Source organism: Dorea sp. YH-dor226 (genome assembly GCF_039832105.1).
GTDB lineage: Bacteria > Bacillota > Clostridia > Lachnospirales > Lachnospiraceae > Dorea_A.
Window position 1 is genome coordinate 18,072 of sequence record NZ_JBDOHS010000001.1, and the last position, 14,660, is coordinate 32,731.

Sequence of the window (14,660 nt, forward strand, 5' to 3'; positions counted from 1 at the left end):
ATAGTAAAAATGCGATGGCCATTTTATTTCAGCCACCGCACACCGGCTTTCCATTCCTTTATCTTTTCCAGCCGTTCTTTATATGTTTCTTCCATTCCCTGTCCGTCCGGTCTGTAATACTCCCTTCCAAGGAGCGCATCCGGAAGGCACTGCATATCCGTCAGTTTTTCTTTTGTATCATGCGCATACTGATACCCTTTTCCATAATTCAGATCTTTCATCAGATCCGTCACTCCATTCCGGATTACAAGCGGAACCGGCTCAGCCAATTGCTGTATTGCATCTTTTTTCGCTTCTTCATATGCAACATACAACGCATTGGATTTGGGTGCAAGCGCCATATAGACCACCGCCTGTGTCAGATGCACCGAACACTCCGGCATTCCGATAAAGTGACATGCCTGATAGGCAGCCACCGCAATCTCCAGTGCCTTTGGATCTGCCAGTCCTACATCCTCACTCGCAAATCTCGTCACACGCCTGGCAACATAAAGCGGATCTTCTCCGGCCTCCAGCATACGGGCAAGCCAGTACACCGCCGCATCGGGGTCTGAATTTCGCATGGATTTATGAAGTGCTGAGATCAGATTATAATGCTCTTCTCCTTTTTTATCATAAAGGAGGGATTTCTTCGACGTACACTGCTCAACTGTTTCCTTTGTCACAGTCACCGTTCCTCTGCTGTCGAGTTCTCCGTTCAGCACTACCATTTCCAGTGTGGAAAGTGCATTTCTTGCATCTCCGTTCGCAAAATTTGCTATCATATCCAAAAGATCCTCTGATATCCGGATATCCTGTCCCCCAAATCCTCTGGAATCACTCAGTGCCCGCACCAGCAGAAACTTCACTTCCTCTGTCTTCAATGCCTGAAGGACAAACACCTTACATCTCGAAAGCAACGCACTGTTAATCTCAAATGACGGGTTCTCCGTTGTCGCACCGATCAGAATAATACTGCCTTTTTCTACAAATGGCAGGAATGCATCCTGCTGCGCTTTATTAAATCGATGAATCTCATCCACGAACACGATAGTCCGCTCCCCACAAAATCGATTCTGCTCTGCCTGCTGCATCACGGTACGGATCTCCTTTATTCCGCTTGTCACGGCCGAAAAATCAATGAATGCCGAATGCGTTCGATTGGCAATGATCCGGGCAAGTGTTGTCTTTCCGATCCCCGGTGGACCCCAAAAGATCATAGATGAGATCTGATCACTTTCGATCAGGCGCCGGAGTACCTTTCCCGGTCCCAGCAAATGAGTCTGACCTGCGTATTCTTCCAGATTCTGTGGACGCAGGCGAGCTGCCAATGGTTCCGGTATGGTATTTTCAAACAGTGACATCTGCTCCATTACATATCACAATCCCTTTCTGATGATTCCAGAACTTCCTCTGTATCTCTCTGCTTCTTTTTTGCTTCCCGCTCTTTTCGTATCTGTTCCCGCTGTTTTTTAAAGGAAGCATCCATTGCAGCTCCGATACATAATCCGATTCCCATTCCAAGACACATTCCCGTCGCTGTATTTCCTGACAGATTTCCAAAAGAAAGTCCGATACTGAGTCCAAAAAGCATATAGATTGCCATCCATGAAGTGCTTTCCTTCTCAAAAACGAACCGGTCTCCTTCTTCTCCAACACCGTCCGGCTGAAAAGATAATTTCTCCAGGACTCTTCTGGATGCCATATTGTCGGAAGCCACCTCTGCTTCGACAAAATATACATTTTCCTGATACATGGCCCAGTCAATCATCGCTTTCGCGGCTTCCGTCGCATACCCATTTCCTTCATACTCTGCATCAATTCCATACCCGATCTCCACACTGTAATGCTCCACCGGACCTTTGAAACCGATATCTCCAATCTGCTTTCCAATCTCTTTTTTATTCTCTTTCAGGCAGATCTTCCATGCCGTATACCAGATACGCTGCTCCTGATTCTGACGGCAGCCGTCCAGCATCTCCTGATATGCCTGCTTAAGCTCCGGTGAATCCGTCATCCGGATCAGATTCTCCAGTTCTTCATCTGTCATCGGCAGGATCATCAGTCGCTTCGTCTTTAACTGTACTTCTTTTTTCCCCATTTTTCTCTCAACCTCTTCATCTTATTCCTAATCCAATTTCAAAATATTTATCTTACTATATACGATGTAACAGCCTGACGTATATACCAGTTCAGACGATGCGAAAATGGTTCACTGTCCTGAAGAAAATTAAAATGATCCACCGCCTTTTCCAATGCCTGAAGACAATAAAGAACCAGTCCCAGACTCTGTCTGTGCTTCGGAAGATGTCTGATATACCCTGCCAAAAAAGGCAGATATCCCTGAATCAGACGTTCTCTTGCGGCAATATCTCCCTCTTTCATCCGCTTTGCACATTCCACTTCTTCGGATCGACTCAAAGCCTCAATACCTCTTACCTTTTCCAAAAAATCGTCGACACTGATATAAACCATTTCAAGCCACCTCGTTTCCTGCAGGGGCATCATCTGCCCCTGTGCTTTTCTTTTCGTTTCTGTTGCTTCAATTCAAACTTACGCTGCTTCTCGGCCTCTCTTTCTTCCCTGCTGATCTGCCTGCGTTCCGTCTTCATCTCTTCCCTTTGAAGCTTAAGCGCCTGCTGCGATTTTGTCCCGACACCGGTCTGAAGCGTCTGCTTCCTCGCAATCTTCTGTTTCCTTTTCGGGTTGACAGTGCTCGCTTTCTCAATAACTGCAACAGATGGACTGAAAACCAACCGGTGATACCTTCTGATAATTACTTCCAGAACATCATAGTCTTTCGGCTCTGCACCAAATGTAACTTTACAGACAGAAAGCTGCCCGTCTGATATTCGTTCAAATAATCCAACCCAAAATGGCTCCTCAAAAAATACGGTCAGTTTCTCCGTTATCTTGTCCATAACGAAACCCTCCTTAAAAATATGTGTGATAAGCAAAGAACGGACGACCCAAGGAGGGAGGGTCACTTATCTCTCTATCACATATCGATGATGCGGCATATCAACACCCCGGTAATGCTTCACTGAAGAATCCCTGACACACATTCCATTCCTCAGAGCCACCTTCTGCGACGCTGTATTGGTATCCCGAATAATTGAACAGACCTCATCTGCATCCAGCTTCGTGAAAGCATATTCTCGGCAGGCTTTCGCTGCTTCTGTCGCATACCCCTGATGCCAGTACGCTCTTTGCAAAAGATAACCGATCTCAAGTACCTCCTGCCCATTCCACGGCTGCATGGTAAGCCCACATTGTCCGATCATTTCATCTGTCTCTTTCAATACTACAGCCCACAAACCAAATCCATATTTTCGATATCTGGCAATCTGCCTGTCAAGCCATTCCTGTGTTTCTTCGTTATTAAATGCACCATTATATGCATACATCGTTTCTTCATCCTGCAGGATTCGACTCAATGCACCAAAATCTCTCTGTGTCATTTCCCGCAGATATAGTCTCTGAGTTTCCAGTATCATCGATTCAATCTACCTTCTCCTTCTGCCAACTGTTGATAAAGTATTCTACTTCTCTGCATCCACAAACTTCCTGATCTCATCCCATCTGTCCAGTGCAGTTTTCTTCCCTATTTCATAAGCCTCCTTCAGCTTCTGTGGATTCTTTTCTACACGACTGACCGGCAGAGCCTGTTCCGGTCGAATGACAAGGAATCTTCCTTCCCGTTCTCCTCTTATAATATACTCAAGTGTTTCATTATATATCTCATGCCGCTTCTCCATTGCCTCAACCAGCTTTGGATAAGCCTTATACTGTCTTCTGATCAGCGGCATGATACCTGCTTTCTTTTTCCGGTAGTCCAACGGACGGGTAAGGATAATCACATTTTTCTCATATCCGATTTGTTCAAAATATCTGATCGGAATAGAATCTGCAATTCCGCCATCCAGCAGCTTCCTTCCATCAATCTCAACAATCTGCGATACGACCGGCATAGACGCAGAAGCACGAATCCAGTCAAAGCCCTGTTCTTTCTCACCTTCATACTTATGATAAACCGCCTCACCGGTCTCAATATCAGTACAGACCACATAGAAATCCATCGGATTCTCCCTGTATGTATCAAAATCAAATACATCGTATTTTAGTGGTACTTCATGATAACAGAACTCTGTATTGTAAAGATTGCCGGTAGTCAGAAGAGACCGGACACTACAGTAGCGCCTGTCCCTGCAAAATCTAAGATTATAACGAAGCGCACGACCTATCTGCCTCGACTTGTAATTACATCCAAAAGCGGCTCCCGCTGACACTCCGATCGCTCCATCGAATTCCAGCTGTCGACTCAGCATCACATCCATAACACCGGCGGTAAACATTCCACGCATAGCTCCACCTTCTAATATTAACCCTGTCTTCATGTACTTCTCCTTTTATACCATCCTTGCAAAAGCAATATCCGCTCTTTCAAATGGGAATCTTTCTCTAGTCAACATCTCCATTATACCACTAAATATCTCAATCGGCATTATTTTGCATTCTGATGATTTTTGTTAGCAGAACGCCATTATACAGCATCCGGTAAGCAGACACGGAATCACTCCCAGTGCCATCCCAATAAAGGAATGAATCACATGATATTTCTTTTGATGGTAGGCCTGATCCATATGTTCTGTTCCCGGAAGACGAATACATCTTATATTTGCAAAAAGTACCCAGTCTAAAAAGAAGCAGTCATACCAGTCGATCAACAGCCACATTCCATAGCTTGCCAGAAAGGCTGATGCGAAATCTCTTGCACCGGCCCACACCACCAATACAGATAATATAGCGAGTGCCAATAACAAAGCAAAACTCTTTTTCAACAATACAGGTATACTAAATGCCTGTGTCGGAATTCTCTCATGATTTTCAAAATAAGCTTCCTGAATATCTTTCGGATAATCGTGAATCCACCAGATTGGGTTCCTGATGAGAGGGATCATAATCAATCCGGTAAATAAAATAATAAGCACACAACATTCTATTATGTAAATTGTCCAATTCATATTTCATCCTTCTTTCTTTTCTAAGTAGCGCTATTATTCTTATTTCTTTAACACAATTATAGCTCTCCGATAAAAATCAGGATAGCCCGGTAATGCAGACCAATGTGTTTATTTTATAGGTAGCATTCTGGTCTTCGAAGTGAAATGTACGGTTTTATCTGACGGATCCTCCCCGACTCCTGCAGATCAATGTCCGCATAAAGGATCTGCTCTGTATCATCCGCTTTTAATATCGCTTTTCCTTCTGCAGATACGACCAGGGATTCCCCTGCAAATTCCATTGCATCTTCCCGTCCGACACGATTGCACATTGCAATTGCAACACTATTATGAAATGCCTGTACACAAAGCTCCATCTCAAACATGTCCATGGGTTCCTGCTTCGTATTTACCGTCGGAATCAGGATCAGCTCAGCATCCATAAGCACTTCCGTACGAATACTCTCCGGATAATGACGGTCAAAGCATACAACAATTCCGATCCTACCCAGGTCTGTGTTAAATACCTGAAAGCCAGTATCTGATGCTTCATAATAGTCCTGTTCATAAAACTTCTCTGCCTGTGCAATGTGAACCATTTTCTGAACGCCAAGTATCGCACCGTCTTTATCAATCAATATGCTTGCATCATAGAACTTTTCATTTTCGATCAGATAGATATTCGGTACTGCCATCATATGATATTCCCTGCAGGTATCGCAAAACGCTTTTACAACCTCTGATTCCAGAGATACTCCATATGCAGATGCATCTTTTCCCGGATACTGCGGGAAGAACTCCGTTAACTGCACTTCCGGGAACAGAATCATATCTGCTCCCTCTGAGGCTGCTCTTTTTATTGCATTCAGACTTTTTTCCAGATTCTTCTGTATCGAACCTGCATTTTCCATTTGGAACATGGCTAATTTCATTTTTCTTACCTCCAAAACGAAAATGAATTAAATAATTCTTCTATTTTTTATGTTCCTGATAGAATTTTTTCAAATCGGTCTTTACATCGTCTGGCAGCAACGTCTTCTTCACTCCCCGAATAGCACCCTCAAGAGCCATCAGTCGATGAATACATGCCGATTCATCCACTTCCTGTATTTTAAGCCATGCCTCTTTCGCACCGGTTTCTTTTAATTGATCAGCAGTACTGATTCCAACCCGGACAAGTTGTTCTTCTACCTGTTTTCCGATATTCGGAAGCTTTGATAATTCTCCCATAGATGCATCCTCCTTTTGCATTTGACATAGACATCTTCATTTCGACAATTTATAATCTACCGCTTGAATACAAATTCCTGAACCGGACTTCCAAATTCTTCCGTCAGTTTTCCTTCTGTAAATCCCAAACATTTGTAAAAAGCTCTCGCCGCAATTCCTTCAGGTACACCTTCCCGATATGTCGTAACAACAATATCTTCTTCAGGATCCATAAATGTAAGCATATAAGATACCATTTTTTCTGCAATATGCTGTCTTCGATATTCTGCATCGACCGCTAAAAAGCAAAGCATATGATTCTCTTTCGAAAACAAAAGAGTACCGACAATCTTGTTATCTTTTATTGCACAGATTGCAGACTGTTTTCTTATAAAACTTAAAACAGTATCCTTATGCTCTTCCATAGCCTCTTCCGCTTCCAATCCCGGAAAGCTTGCCTTTACTTTATCTATAAGAATCATCCAATCATGGATGTCGCTTTCTCTTCCGAGTCTGATTTCCTTTGCTTTCATTTCCTTATCTATATCTCTCATATGCTTTATCGTCCTTTGATAAAAATTACTAAATAATTGATATCACAAAAAAAACTATTTTATTGCAACCACTCATTAACTATGTTATATTATTTAATATAAAAGGGAAACCGCATGCGGCTTACCCGAATTATACTAACTGTATTGTTTAACAGTCGCCATTATTCGCAGTAATGGCGGCTATTTTCTTTTTCCTTTGAAAATCTGATAACACAAACCAACAAGGGCAATCATTAATATACAAAACTGAATCAAATCAGAATATGTAACCATGTTATCACCCTCCTTTCTTTCATGCTTTAAAGCATAATAATCCAGAGGGTAGGCCGCCAGGCTTTAATGACATGTCTACATTAACAGAAAATCCTTCCATTGCCCTGACCTGCTTTCCGTCTAACGAACAAAATACGATATCGCAATTATCGGTTTATACTGTCATTATACAATGTCTCCTATATCCGTAACAGACAATTTTTTCGGCGGATTGTGTCGATTTTATAGATATATTTTCTGTTTTATTTTACCTTTATGCTTTGCGCTTCGTTTCATTCCAACACACGATCCACATACTCACTTCTCCTCCACCATCTGCATGATTCCCGTATTGCAGGAAACCGCCCTGCTCATTCAGAAATTTTTTTGCAATTGCAAGTCCCAGACCCTGATGTGTCCGATCATGACGGCTGGCATCCCCACTGTAAAATGCACTGTCTGCGTATTGGAGGTCTTTTTCCGTAAATCCGGAGCCGAAATCACGGACAGATGCTACCAGATATTCCTGATTTCCCTGCCTTTTTCCCTGAATCCTTACCTCAATTCCTTTTTCCTTCTCTGTATATTCGACTGCATTGCTTAAAAGATTATTCCATGCCCTGAGCATATCAGATGTGCAGCAGAGCATCTCTCTATCGGGAACTTCTGCCTGAAATGAGACTGGAATTTTCTTGACTGCAGCAAATTTACATGCAGTCTCCCGCAACATTTCTCCCAGACTGGTACAGGTAATCACTTCTTCTGTTCTTTCCTGTTCTCTTCCCGACAACACCTGTCTCATACGCTCCAGATATTTTTCGATATCTTTCACATTGGATAAAATATCTTCTGTACATTCCATGTTTTCCGCAGATAATTTTCCCTCCTCCAGAAGCTCTGCATTTCCCCGGATGATCGTGAGCGGCGTTTTAATATCATGTGCAAGAGAAGATAACTGTTCCTGTTTCTGCCGTTCCATATCCCATTGTCGGTTTAAGGAATCTTTCAGCGCAGATTTCAGATGTGAAAGAGAATTCATTACCTCATCTATCTCCAGTATTTCTGATGACTTTTCCGGAAAGTCCAGATCATTCTCTGCTATCTTCTCCGTTACGCCACGCAGTTCTCCTAACTGCCGGTTCAGTTTTTTCGCAAAATATCTGGACAGAAATACAGCATTCAGGATAAAAAGCACCGCATCCAGTATGAAAGAAAGGACTTCCGGAGAAGGCAAAACGTCATTCAACATTTTCAAAGAATACTTCATGCGGAGATCATATTTTACGATGCAGATATCACCCGTATTCTGCTTGATGAAACGAAAATATTCTCCGTTGGAAGCATAAATATTCTTCTTTTCATAATGATTCCAGGCATTTTCCTGTTCGTTTTCCGAAAATGTTCCTGACTTGCATGTCCCATCTACCGTATACACACCATAGGTACATCCCTTTGGGATCCACTGTTCAGGAAATTCTCCGGCAGTCTGAATTTCCTGCATATTTTTGTTCAACTGAACTTCTGCATAATTTGCCGGCAAGGTTACTCCCAAATAAGAACTTCCAATCAACAGCAGGGTCACTCCACCAACGATTACGACAGTCATCACACAAAACAGCACTGCAAATCTTAAAAACAGACCCGCCAAAGTTTCTTTCTTTCCATTTACTTCCATCGATATCCACCCCCCCACACAGTTTCAATCGGATTCATCCCAAATACCTGAAACTTAGCCCTAATATTCTTGACATGTTCTGTAATTGCGGAGCTGTTGCTATCCCCATCAAAACCAAACACATGCTCTAAAATCCGTTCTTTTGAAAATACCTGTCCCCGGTTCAGTGCCAGATATTCACAGATTTCATACTCTCCTTTTGTCAAAGATACTTCTGTATCCTGACAGAACACCCGCTTCTCCTGCAGGGAGAACTGTACCTCACCAATGTGTATCATATGTCTTTTCTCCCGATGTTCTCTCCGAAGATGTGCGGATACTCTTGCACGGAGTTCCCCGATTCCGAAAGGCTTTGTGATATAATCGTCTCCGCCGATTCCCAGTCCTTCCATCAGATCTTTTTCCGCCGTCTTTGCAGTCAGGAATAAGATAGGGCAGTCTACCCGATCGCGGATTTTCCGGCACAGACTGAAACCATCCATTCCCGGCATCATCACATCCAGAAGAATCAGTTGATATTTCGTCAGCATTTCATACTTCAATTTCAAGGGATCATCCAGAACCGTTACCAGGTATCCTTCTCTTGACAACGCTTTGCGGATTACTTCAAGGATTCCTCTGTCATCATCGATTGCTAATATTTCAATCATTGTACTGCCTTCCTTCATAATAATAGATCCATATTCCAATTATGACACACAGAAAAATGAAGAGCAATGAACAGATTGTTCCTTCATGCTTCAGATAAAAAAGCAGACCGCCTGTTTCATTCTGCTCTATCCTGCCGTATAGTAACATGGTTCCTCTTGCACTCCAAGTACAGGGGAAAAACTGCCATCTTCCATCTCCCAGTCCGGTGAGGAACAGACCCGATAACAGGGATTGAGCTACACCAATACACTGGGACACGGTTCGGGAGAACCGGAGATTGAAAAATAAATGTTCCAGATACAAAGGCATACTTCCCAGAAACAATGCCAGAATCATCCACAGATACCTACTTATGGAAAGACCTTCTTTTCCAAGAAGCATATGGTATCCCATGCCAAACAAAATCACTGCACCGGCAATTGCCATCAGGCACATTCCCACAAGCACCAGCCATTTTACTGCCAGCCCTTTCCATTTATTCTCATAGCTCCCCAGAAAAACCTGAAAATGATTCTGCTCTTCTAATCCAATATTACCCGCACAGATGATACTGACCAGAAAAGGCAGTGCCATTCCAATGATTTCCATATAGCCCGCAATCTGTGCCTGTTCACTCCATCCGGAAAATCGATAATACAGAAGAAATACACTGCTTGCCAGCAGAGGAATCGCCACATGAAAAGCATATAAAAACGTGTGCCGCATTTTCAAAAATTCTGCACGTATTCCCTGAATCATGACCTTCATCTGGAACTCACCTGCCTTTCAAACCATGTTCTGCTTCCCCACCAGAGCAAAAAGAACCAGATCAGCGCTGCCGGAATTCCGATCAGTAAGTTATTCATTCCGGCAAGCTCCGGAGAATAAGTCACCTGTCCCGGCTGTAATAGCAGACCGTTCGGTAAGACTCCCAGTATCGGGCACATCAACCGTGCAGTAATCGCTCCGGGGAACAATGCAAACCATGACTTCAAAGAAACAATCACAGTTATAACCGAATAGGATCCCACATGAATCAAAAGCATCAGAAAAGTTCCCATTTTCTGGCTCAGGAACAGGCAAAACGGAATCTGCCAAAGTGTGGTTACCCACATCACAATTCCAGCCAGAATCTGCATGCCAATTGACGGTGACACAATATATTCCATATGAAATGCCCACTCCATTCCTTTTCCAATCAGAACAGTCAGCAGTACAACGCATAGAACCGAGATTCCTGATACCACAGCTCCTACCAGTATCTTAGCATCCCATATCTTTCCCATACTGCACGGCAAAGACCAGATGGTATGATTCTTTTTCCTTTTATCCTTTCCCCCGATCATACTGCAGAGGATTCCGATATATCCCGGATATAATCCCATATACCACCAGTTATAACTGTCCACCGCAAAAAATGTATGTGTCAGCCAGGCAGCCAGCAGTACCGTGATCAGCGGCATCATAACGGTGATGACATTCATGGATGTATGGCGGTACTTTAATCTTTCTGCTAAAAAATACTGTTTCATCTTTCTTCCCGTCCTTTCGCTACTACTTCCATAAATAATGCTTCCAGATCTTCCTGTTCCTCCATCTTTCCTTCAAATCCAAGCTTTCCTTCTGAAATAATTCCGATATAATCCGCCGTCTGTTGAATCTCACTCAAAATATGGCTGGACAAGATTACCGTTATCCCTTTTTTGGGAAAGCTTCGGATCAGTTCCCGCAATTCCTGTATTCCCAGCGGATCCAGCCCATTGATTGGCTCATCCAGTACCAGAAGCTTCGGATTGTTCAAAAGTGCAAGTGCAATTCCAAGCCGCTGTTTCATTCCCAAAGAAAACGCTCCTGCCTTTTTCCTTCCCGTATCCGCGAGATCCGTCAAGGTAAGCACTTCGTGCATTCGTTCCTCACTGACACCCAGAAGCAATGCACGTACCTTCAGATTCTCCCATGCCGTCAGATTCTCATAGATGGGAGGTGTCTCAATCAGTGCGCCGATCTCAGACAAGTCCTTCCGTGACCATCTATGTCCCTGAAAGAAAATTCCTCCTGAAGTCGGGCGCAAAAGCCCTGTCATCATTTTTAAAAGCGTAGACTTTCCCGCACCATTCGGTCCTAAAAGTCCATACACACAATTTTCCGGGATTTTCATTGTGACTTCTTTTAAGACCTTCTGCCCTTTAAATTTCTTTGAAAGATTCTTAACTACAATGATATGATCTTCCATTTCAAAAACCTCCTGTTTTGTATTTCTACTATCAGTGTAAAAAACAATTCTAAGGAATTTATAAGGGTGGAAAAATCTTCCTCGTCTATAACACAAAACCGATGAACTGTGAGGTATATCACAAGTTCATCGGTTTCGCTTTTTATACAATTTACCATTCTTTGCCCTGTCAATAAATTTCTCTTTAAAGATTATCCTGCCATGTATCTCTTCAGTTCAATTGGCTCTCTATTGTCTGTGAAGAAGTCTCATTTTATACGCTCTGATCCTTGCCGCATATTTACTGGTCATGATTACACCTACGATCATCATTCCAAAAGTGATACCCAGACACATTCCACCCAGAAAATTATTCGAATGATCTGTAAAAACCAAGACCACGTAGATCACTGCCGCAATAAACCCGCCGATAAACAGCCAGTGCATACGTTTTGTTAATTTCTGTTTTTCCTCATTACTATAATCAGCTACTTTTAATACAGTTTCTTCTAATTCCTTATTCATTTTCTCACTTTTCCTTTCTCCATCAAGTAGTTCTCTCAGATCCACATCATAATAATCAGCCATTTCAATCAGAATATCCAGATCCGGCAGATTGCTGCCCGTTTCCCATCTTGATACGGTTCTTCTGGATATCTGAAACCGTTCTGCAAGCTGTTCCTGTGTAAGATTCTTTTCTTTCCGAAGGTCTTTGAGAAACCTTCCGATTTTTTGTTGATCCATGATCCTTTGTCCTCCTTTCCGGGGAAAGCATACCTCACAAGTATCTCATATGTACAGGACACAAAGTGAGCAATGCCCTGTTTTTTCTGTATGAGACACCACTTGTCCAGTTTTCTTTAGATATGATTTTATCTCGATGGTTTTTTCTGCTCTTTTAACTCTAGTTTTTCACATCTGGTCAATGATTTTAATGTTAATTGTTTACACCCAGATATTTATCAATCGCTGCATCCAGCATCTTTTCTTCTTCGTCACTCAGTTCCCAGCCAAAGCAGGCGCAATTTTCCTCTATCTTTTTTCTGCTCTGTGCCCCTACTATACAGGTTGAAATAAATGGTTTTCTCATCGTCCAGTTCAATGCAATCTGTGCCTGTGGCACACCTCTTTCCTCCGCGATCCGATCCAGCACCTCCACAAGCATCATCACTTTTGAAAACATTGGTTCCCGGAAATACGGATAAAAACGATTCCGGTTGTCACTTGGCGCATATTCCTGAATGGCCCGATAAGCCCCTGTTAGTATCCCGCCTCCCAGTGAACCGTACGTCATCACTCCCATTCCCTGGTCTGCTGCCCAGCGAATCTGTGGTTCATATTCCCGTGCAACCATGGAATATTGCGGCTGATACGCTTCTATCTCACAATATTTTTGTACTTCCCGGATCTGTTCAATCGTAAAATTGGATACTCCGACATGCAGAATCTTCCCCTGTTTTTTCAGTTCACTGAGCGCACCGATTGTCTCTGCAAGCGGGACATTCGGATCCGGCCAGTGTACCAGATACAGATCAATGTAATCTGTCTTAAGATTTCGAAGTGAGTTTTCACACTGCTGCATGATCTTTTCCGGTCTTCCGCAGCGGACATATTTCCCGTCAATAAAGTCATTCCCACACTTTGTTGCAAGAAAAATCTCCTTTCTTACTCCCATATCATTCAGCACATCTCCGATATACCGCTCCGCCTGTCCGGCATTATAAGCCGGCGCCGTATCGATAAAATTAATCCCTGCTTCCACGGCCGCCCGGATCGCGTCCTTTCTGATATCCTCCGGATTCTCATCCCATCCGGCACCTCCGATTCCCCAGGTACCCAGTGTCATCTCCGACACTTTCATTCCGGTTGCTCCAAATTCTTTATAACGCATTCTGCTTTCTCCCTTCTGATTCATCCTATACCGGTGTTCCAACTTCAATCAGATTCCCATCCGGATCGTAGAATCGAATTACTTTCTGTCCCCAGGAATGTGTCATCAATCTGTTGACATATTTTACAGGCGGCTGATATTTATCAAGTTTGTCAGCGAAAGCTTCTATTTCTTTCTCTTCAAAATACAACTCACTGGAATTGTTTTCCGGGATAACATCTTTTCCGATGAATTTCTTCCAGATCGATTCCTCCTGAAGCACAAGTCCTTCCGTCATTATTACATTCCCGTCATTATCCACAATCACATCCAGACCAAATAAATCATGATAGAATTTCTTTGATCTTTCTATATCTTTTACAACAATCAGCACATTTTTCAACTTCATAATCTCAGCCTCCTCTTTACTCCTTCATTTCAAGTATTTCTTCAAGTAAGTATTTCTTCAGGTATTGCTTTCTCTAATCTTACACCATTTTACTGGATTGGGCGAACAAAATATTTCAACCCTTTCATACCCTTTGAGTCAGATTGCATATTTTTTCCTATTCGCCCATTTCAAAACATTTTTGCTGAATCTGATCCCATTCCCGGTTCTCGCACCAGTATACTACGCGGTCTGTCACATCATATACCATGGAAACTACCGTCGGACAGACCGTCTGGGCTGTTGCTTTTAAGACCCGAAAGCAATCTTCTGCATCAAAGCCACTGTCAGCGCTTTCCAGCATTGCTGTAGCCGTCTCATACCGGTCCAGTCCCATCCATGGATGTCTTTCACTGTCTCCTTTAAAAGGTGAGAAATTGGTCAGGACCGAATATGCCGGGTGTTCCAGATATCTGTACCCCTGTCCCGGAATGATCTGCAGAACATTTCCGTTTCCATCTGAAAGCTGTGCCTGAAATGTCACACCGGGGACACTGACAATCTCTCTGTTTTCAACAATTTCTCTGATCTGTCCAAATGTTTTCTTCTCAAGCAACAAATCAATATCGAGATGAATAATATTCTCTGCCTCCGGATCCGACGGATCACTTCTCTGGTCGAACGGCCAGCAGGTCGGCATTGCAACAAAGTCGCCTCTCGCATTTGCCCCGAATAAAGGCATCCATCCTTCTTTCGCATCGTTGATGGCAATATATACTGCCCGTTGATTTGCCATCACCTGATATTCCATATCCAGAATATCCAGATTCCATCCTATCATTGTCTTGTTTCCATTATAAACAATACTTGTACACATCTGTTATTCCT

20 protein-coding genes are annotated in these 14,660 nt (G+C 43.0%); all 20 read right to left on the reverse strand.

From position 1 onward, the window contains the following. Positions 1 to 23: 23 nt before the first annotated feature. Entirely contained in the window at positions 24 to 1,352 is a 1,329-nt protein-coding gene (locus ABE547_RS00095) for a replication-associated recombination protein A (RefSeq protein ID WP_347376871.1), read from the reverse strand. Beyond that, positions 1,352 to 2,080 (reverse strand): GNAT family N-acetyltransferase, encoded by a 729-nt coding sequence (locus ABE547_RS00100; protein WP_347376872.1) that lies wholly within the window; start codon positions 2,078 to 2,080, stop codon positions 1,352 to 1,354. The genes ABE547_RS00095 and ABE547_RS00100 overlap by 1 nt, the downstream gene beginning before the upstream one ends. Positions 2,081 to 2,127: 47 nt before the next feature. Then, entirely contained in the window at positions 2,128 to 2,454 is a 327-nt protein-coding gene (locus tag ABE547_RS00105) for a sigma-70 factor domain-containing protein (RefSeq protein ID WP_347376873.1), read from the reverse strand. A gap of 29 nt (positions 2,455 to 2,483) precedes the next feature. Beyond that, entirely contained in the window at positions 2,484 to 2,900 is a 417-nt protein-coding gene (locus ABE547_RS00110) for a YjdF family protein (protein WP_347376874.1), read from the reverse strand. A gap of 66 nt (positions 2,901 to 2,966) precedes the next feature. Further along, on the reverse strand, positions 2,967 to 3,476 hold the full coding sequence (locus ABE547_RS00115) for a GNAT family N-acetyltransferase (protein WP_347376875.1): 510 nt from the start codon (positions 3,474 to 3,476) through the stop codon (positions 2,967 to 2,969). A gap of 45 nt (positions 3,477 to 3,521) precedes the next feature. Beyond that, positions 3,522 to 4,376: a patatin family protein gene (locus ABE547_RS00120; RefSeq protein WP_347376876.1), complete on the reverse strand. Its 855-nt coding sequence runs from the start codon at positions 4,374 to 4,376 to the stop codon at positions 3,522 to 3,524. A 132-nt stretch (positions 4,377 to 4,508) separates the two neighbouring features. Next, positions 4,509 to 5,003: a hypothetical protein gene (locus tag ABE547_RS00125; protein WP_347376877.1), complete on the reverse strand. Its 495-nt coding sequence runs from the start codon at positions 5,001 to 5,003 to the stop codon at positions 4,509 to 4,511. 113 nt (positions 5,004 to 5,116) lie between these two features. Further along, the gene (locus tag ABE547_RS00130; RefSeq protein WP_347376878.1) at positions 5,117 to 5,914 is read right to left on the reverse strand and encodes a carbon-nitrogen hydrolase family protein; all 798 of its coding nucleotides are present in this window, start codon (positions 5,912 to 5,914) and stop codon (positions 5,117 to 5,119) included. A 40-nt stretch (positions 5,915 to 5,954) separates the two neighbouring features. Next, positions 5,955 to 6,212 carry a TfoX/Sxy family protein gene (locus tag ABE547_RS00135; RefSeq protein ID WP_347376879.1) on the reverse strand — a complete coding sequence of 86 codons (258 nt, stop codon included), beginning with the start codon at positions 6,210 to 6,212 and terminating at the stop codon, positions 5,955 to 5,957. A 56-nt stretch (positions 6,213 to 6,268) separates the two neighbouring features. Beyond that, positions 6,269 to 6,745 carry a GNAT family N-acetyltransferase gene (locus ABE547_RS00140; RefSeq protein WP_347376880.1) on the reverse strand — a complete coding sequence of 159 codons (477 nt, stop codon included), beginning with the start codon at positions 6,743 to 6,745 and terminating at the stop codon, positions 6,269 to 6,271. 180 nt (positions 6,746 to 6,925) lie between these two features. Next, the gene (locus ABE547_RS00145; RefSeq protein ID WP_347376881.1) at positions 6,926 to 7,018 is read right to left on the reverse strand and encodes a putative holin-like toxin; all 93 of its coding nucleotides are present in this window, start codon (positions 7,016 to 7,018) and stop codon (positions 6,926 to 6,928) included. A gap of 253 nt (positions 7,019 to 7,271) precedes the next feature. Then, entirely contained in the window at positions 7,272 to 8,672 is a 1,401-nt protein-coding gene (locus tag ABE547_RS00150) for a HAMP domain-containing sensor histidine kinase (RefSeq protein WP_347376882.1), read from the reverse strand. Continuing rightward, on the reverse strand, positions 8,663 to 9,322 hold the full coding sequence (locus ABE547_RS00155) for a response regulator transcription factor (protein WP_347376883.1): 660 nt from the start codon (positions 9,320 to 9,322) through the stop codon (positions 8,663 to 8,665). Before ABE547_RS00155 ends, ABE547_RS00150 begins: the two co-directional genes overlap by 10 nt. Continuing rightward, positions 9,315 to 10,070 carry a lantibiotic immunity ABC transporter MutG family permease subunit gene (locus ABE547_RS00160; RefSeq protein ID WP_347376884.1) on the reverse strand — a complete coding sequence of 252 codons (756 nt, stop codon included), beginning with the start codon at positions 10,068 to 10,070 and terminating at the stop codon, positions 9,315 to 9,317. The genes ABE547_RS00155 and ABE547_RS00160 overlap by 8 nt, the downstream gene beginning before the upstream one ends. Next, the gene (locus tag ABE547_RS00165; protein ID WP_347376885.1) at positions 10,067 to 10,834 is read right to left on the reverse strand and encodes a lantibiotic immunity ABC transporter MutE/EpiE family permease subunit; all 768 of its coding nucleotides are present in this window, start codon (positions 10,832 to 10,834) and stop codon (positions 10,067 to 10,069) included. Before ABE547_RS00165 ends, ABE547_RS00160 begins: the two co-directional genes overlap by 4 nt. After that, complete coding sequence (locus ABE547_RS00170; protein ID WP_347376886.1) at positions 10,831 to 11,535, reverse strand: lantibiotic protection ABC transporter ATP-binding protein; 705 nt, start codon at positions 11,533 to 11,535, stop codon at positions 10,831 to 10,833. The genes ABE547_RS00165 and ABE547_RS00170 overlap by 4 nt, the downstream gene beginning before the upstream one ends. 228 nt (positions 11,536 to 11,763) lie before the next feature. Continuing rightward, positions 11,764 to 12,258 carry a helix-turn-helix domain-containing protein gene (locus ABE547_RS00175; protein ID WP_347376887.1) on the reverse strand — a complete coding sequence of 165 codons (495 nt, stop codon included), beginning with the start codon at positions 12,256 to 12,258 and terminating at the stop codon, positions 11,764 to 11,766. Positions 12,259 to 12,451: 193 nt separating this feature from the next. After that, on the reverse strand, positions 12,452 to 13,405 hold the full coding sequence (locus ABE547_RS00180) for an aldo/keto reductase (protein ID WP_347376888.1): 954 nt from the start codon (positions 13,403 to 13,405) through the stop codon (positions 12,452 to 12,454). Between the two features lie 25 nt (positions 13,406 to 13,430). Further along, positions 13,431 to 13,793: a VOC family protein gene (locus ABE547_RS00185; RefSeq protein ID WP_347376889.1), complete on the reverse strand. Its 363-nt coding sequence runs from the start codon at positions 13,791 to 13,793 to the stop codon at positions 13,431 to 13,433. 157 nt (positions 13,794 to 13,950) lie between these two features. Further along, positions 13,951 to 14,649 (reverse strand): hypothetical protein, encoded by a 699-nt coding sequence (locus ABE547_RS00190; RefSeq protein ID WP_347376890.1) that lies wholly within the window; start codon positions 14,647 to 14,649, stop codon positions 13,951 to 13,953. Positions 14,650 to 14,660 lie beyond the last annotated feature (11 nt).